Below are 4,863 nucleotides of genomic sequence, written 5' to 3' on the forward strand. Positions count from 1 at the left end.
ACAACTAAAGCAAAACATCTTCTTAGATTCACCGCACAGATACCCTTCCGCACTTTTGCTATGCTGCATATCTGCGCTAGCATTGCGCCAATGCGGGGAAGGAAAACATTTTTCTCCAAAACATTATAAAGATTTGTAGGTTTGGGTTGTTACAACGCTGAGTCTCTTCTGCGTTGGGGTTTCAAGGATTGTTTTTTTATGTAACAAAGTGTAAGCTTGTGAAAACCCCGCCGGGACTTATAATTTAATTCCGGCAAATCAAGGACTCCCATTTGCCTGCGTTCGTAGAACACGAAAGCAAAATAAAAATCCCAATATCATTCCTTCTTTCAGTGCCATCGACAACAACGGATTAATAAATATTTATACAAAGCAGCACAGATATGCCACCCGCAAATCTTTGCTGCATATCTGCGCAAAAAATCTGCGCTATCAGGGATTTATTTCTGTGCCTGAGCGGAAATCATCCTTTGCAAGCCAAAAAAGTGAATACCTGTAGTTCCCTTGCTTAAAAATTAATTTACTTTACCTTTCCATTACTCATATCATACTACCTATGATCGGCAGTTCACTATTTTTACTTAATCAGGGAATACAGCGCTTTTGCCAAGGCAGGTGTGTACTACTATTGTTGCTTTTCCTACCGTTGTTTTCATTTTCCCAAAATAAAATCGTTGTACTGCATGACAGTTTAAAAACTAATTACTTAAGGCTGGATACATACAAATGGAGTTTTCACACCGGGGATAATATAAGTTGGGCAAAGCCTGATATTGACGATACCCAATGGGATACTGTAATCACAAATTTTGCTGATAAAAACAAACCAAAAAACTGGACAGGCTTTGGATGGTTTCGCCTCCATATAAAAAAATCATCGCAAAATTCAATTAATACATTTGGCCTATATATTAACCATGATGCTGCATCAGAAGTATACTTTGATGGCAATAAAATAATGTCGCTCGGTAAGCTTGGGCATTCCCGGCAAACATCGGTGGCGGTAAGAAACCCTTACTTAACTATTCCGCTGGCCATTACAGATACAATGCCGCACTTGATTTCTATCCGCTTCAGCAACTTTTTTAATTACTTTCCAAATTTTTTTGGCTTCAATGCATCCATTAGCGACTTGCACTATATGAACCAGACGCAAAAAGCAGATCAACGTTTTTTCGATTTTTTATTGATGAGTGCAGCGGCAATGGCGATACTTATTTTGCTGCATATTTTGTTGTACGTATTTTATCCAAAACAAAAAGTAAACCTGTACTACAGTTTATTTGTTACTACTACGCTGATGGCAATAGTTGCCCGCTATTTAACCATCGTTACCACCAATCCTGCCATACAGGTAATTGCCTATAAAGTTTTTTTATCTGGTATTTTGTTTATTCCGCTCACCGGCTGGCTGCTGTTGTATAATGTGGCAAATAAAAGATTTACAAGGTGGAAACTAAATATTATCCTATTGGAATCATTTGCCCTGTATGCCTATTATCTTATTAACTGGCACAATGATCCTGAGTCACTTTCTAAAAAACCGTACGATCTAATACTAAATGGATTTTGCCTGCTGGTATTTGCGGATGGTGCCATTACCGTTATAAAAGCAATAAAAAAAGGAAATAAAAAACTTTGGCTTATTGCTATCGGTATGATTGTATTGGCATTGGCGAGTGTTATTGCCGGTTCCAATATGCTGGGGTTATTTAAATTTCAACAGGTGATGGTTATTATGGCTTACAGCTGTTTACTGATGCCTGTTTTATTTTCCATTTACATAGCCATTGATGTTGCCTCAAATAACAGGAAGCTGGCAAATCAGCTGGTGGAAAATGAAAGGCTCTCGGCAGAAAATCTTAGTAAAGAACAGGAAAAAAATAAATTGATTCTAGGGCAGGCGGAAGAGCTGGAGAGAACCGTTTTGGAACGGACGAAGCAGTTGAGGGAACAGGCAGCCAAGCTGCAGGAAATGGATGCTGCCAAGTCAAGGTTTTTTGTAAACCTTACGCATGAATTTAAAACGCCACTTACACTTATTATTAACCCTGCAAAAGAATTGTTACTGCAACCTAATGCAGCGGCGGCAAAAAAGTATGCGCAATACATATTGCAAAACAGCGAACGGTTGTTACAACTCATCAACCAGCTGCTCGATCTTAGCCGGTTGGAAAGTGGCTTGATGGAGATAAACTATAATAATGTTGATATTGTAAAATGGCTGCAGGTTCATCTCCATCAGTTTGCTTCGCTGGCCGAACATGATAACATTAAGCTCAGTTTTGAAACCGACACAACATCTTTATGGGTAAAAACGGATGTAGACAAACTCGAAAAAATTGTTCAGAATCTTATCTCCAACGCCATTAAGTTCAGTAACAAAAATGGCGAGGTTACTGTTTTGTTTAAACATAAAAATGGCGACGATTTTAAGATCATTGTAAAAGATGAAGGCATTGGCATATCTAAAGAAAAGTTGCTTTATATTTTTGACCGGTTTTACCAGGCAGATGCTTCGGATACTAGAACTAGGGAAGGAACCGGAATAGGATTGGCATTGGTAAAAGAATTGACCGGGTTGCTTGACGGAACTATAAATGTTACAAGTATTGAAAATGCGGGCACAAGTTTCAACGTTACACTACCATACATTTTCCCCGATCAAGGTGACGATAAAGAACAAAATTTATTTCAGGAAGATCATTTAGCTGGAATCATTTTACTCGAAGCAGGGGCGACTACTGTTTTAGCGGAGCAGGAAAACAGCATTTTAATTGTTGAGGACAATGAGCAATTGCGGGAGTTTATAAAGATATCGTTGCAGGAGAATTATAATGTAACCATGGCAAAAAACGGTGCAGAAGGGATTGATGTTGCTATAGCAACTATTCCAAACCTCGTGATAACTGACCTAATGATGCCGGAAAAAAATGGTTATGAACTTTGCGAGGTTTTGAAAAAAGATGAAAGAACAAGTCATATTCCTATTATTATGCTCACGGCTAAAACCGACCGTAATAGCAAGATACAGGGCATTGAAACCGGTGCAGATGCTTATCTCTCAAAACCATTTGATAAGCAGGAATTGCTGGCGCAGATTTTAAATCTTATAAAAAACAGGAAACAACTGCGGGAAAAATATGGGCGCAATAACTACTGGCTTTATGATGCTGTTGATCTGCCATCTATAGAACAAACTTTTTTAACCCGTGTAAAAGAAGCTATCCATACAAGAATAGACGATGTGCAGTTTGGTGCCGAAGCTTTGGGAAAAGAAGTATTCCTCAGCCGCACTCAGCTGCACCGAAAACTAAAAGATTTAATTGACCAAAGCCCCGGTGAACTGATACGCAGCATTCGCATGCAAAAAGCGCATGAGTTATTACAGAAAAATGTAGCCACCGTAGCCGAAGTAAGTTATATGGTTGGCTATGGCAACCCCGCAAATTTCTCTACCAGCTTCACTAAGCATTTTGGTTATCCACCAAGTGCGGCTTCTTTTCAAAATATAAAGTAAACCCGGTTTTAAGCTGTTGCAACAATTTCAAAGCTGCCTGCAACATTATCAAACTAATTACAGATCAATTTTTTAGCAGGAAAATAATCAAAGGTATTTGCAACCATAGCAAATGCCTTTTTTTATGGGCAGGATTACTTTTGGCCATCATCAATAAAAACAAATGATATGAAAAATGTAACAGTAATCTTAGCGGCAATTATTTTTCTTACTTCCTGCGCAAGCACAACTCCCAAAGAATCTGAACGGTCCATTCTTGGAAACTGGGATGCGCATGGAACCTTTGAAGGGAAGGCTTTTGTATTAGAGGGACGCTTTAAACCCGGCGGTGATTATGATGGTTTTGATAACGGAAAACTTTTTGTAAGCGGTAAATACAGGCTTGCGGGAGATACCATATTTATAAAAGACGGTCTGTGCAATATGACTTACGAAGGGGCTTATAAGCTTACCTATTATAAAGATTCGGTACGATTCAATGTAATTGAGGATACCTGCATTGGCAGAAAAAATGGCTCAGATAAATTAGCGATGGGCAGAATAGCTTCTTCAAAAAATTAATAATTAAAAATATGAAGCCTCTTTTTATTATTTTAATAGCAGCCGCATTATTTTCCTGTAAAACCAACAGCAACAGCAATGATCTGTATGGAACATGGAAAGTAAAATTTGCTGATGGCACAAAAGGAGAAGTCCGTTTCAGTAAAAATGGTACCCATAATTATTTTATGGATGGGAAGTTGTTTAGCAGTGGCAAGTCAACGTTTAAAAATGATACGCTGAGGGAATTCGATCCTATATGCAATGATATTGGCAATTATTATTCTACTTATAAGGTGGATTTTCTTGCCGGTGATTCTATGCGTTTTACTGCTATTGAAGATTCTTGCAAGCCCCGCCGTCTTGGTTTAGACGGCGGAATGTTTTACCTAATAAAAAGGCCGGTCAAATAATATTTAATTCTACCACATGAAAAGGACAATTTATTTAACAGCCATCATCGGTTTTATTATTACAACGCCACTGTTTTTTTGCAGCCCAAAAAATATGCAGCCACCTAATGAAATAGCGCTTGGCAAGCAGTTATTTTTTGACAGCATATTATCATCTACGTACAAATTGAGTTGCGCCAGTTGCCATAAACCCGAATTTGCATTTGCCGATACGAGTGCAGTAAGCCTGGGTGTGCACAACAGGAAGGGTGTACGCAATACTCCGAGTGCTATGAACGTAAGCAATGCGGCTTTCTTTTTTTGGGATGGCAGAGCTGCAACTTTAGAAGAGCAGGCATTGATGCCTATTTCTAATCCTGTGGAAATGAATTTACCTGTAGACAGCGCTGT

At 38.7% G+C, this 4,863-nt stretch carries 4 protein-coding genes; all 4 read left to right on the forward strand.

Features of this window, described 5'->3' with window-relative positions; translation table 11 throughout:
• The first annotated feature begins 646 nt into the window (after positions 1–646).
• Positions 647–3,520 carry an ATP-binding protein gene (locus H7254_RS06010; protein WP_301932110.1) on the forward strand — a complete coding sequence of 958 codons (2,874 nt, stop codon included), beginning with the start codon at positions 647–649 and terminating at the stop codon, positions 3,518–3,520.
• 168 nt (positions 3,521–3,688) lie between these two features.
• Positions 3,689–4,081 carry a hypothetical protein gene (locus tag H7254_RS06015; RefSeq protein WP_301932111.1) on the forward strand — a complete coding sequence of 131 codons (393 nt, stop codon included), beginning with the start codon at positions 3,689–3,691 and terminating at the stop codon, positions 4,079–4,081.
• An 11-nt stretch (positions 4,082–4,092) separates the two neighbouring features.
• A complete protein-coding gene (locus H7254_RS06020; protein ID WP_301932112.1) occupies positions 4,093–4,473 on the forward strand; it encodes a hypothetical protein in 381 nt (126 codons plus the stop codon).
• Positions 4,474–4,489: 16 nt separating this feature from the next.
• Positions 4,490–4,863, forward strand: a 374-nt coding sequence (locus tag H7254_RS06025) for a cytochrome-c peroxidase (RefSeq protein WP_301932113.1), incomplete at its 3' end; no start/stop codon positions are given.

Origin of the sequence: Ferruginibacter sp., from assembly GCF_014377975.1 — a bacterium.
Classification (GTDB): domain Bacteria; phylum Bacteroidota; class Bacteroidia; order Chitinophagales; family Chitinophagaceae; genus Ferruginibacter.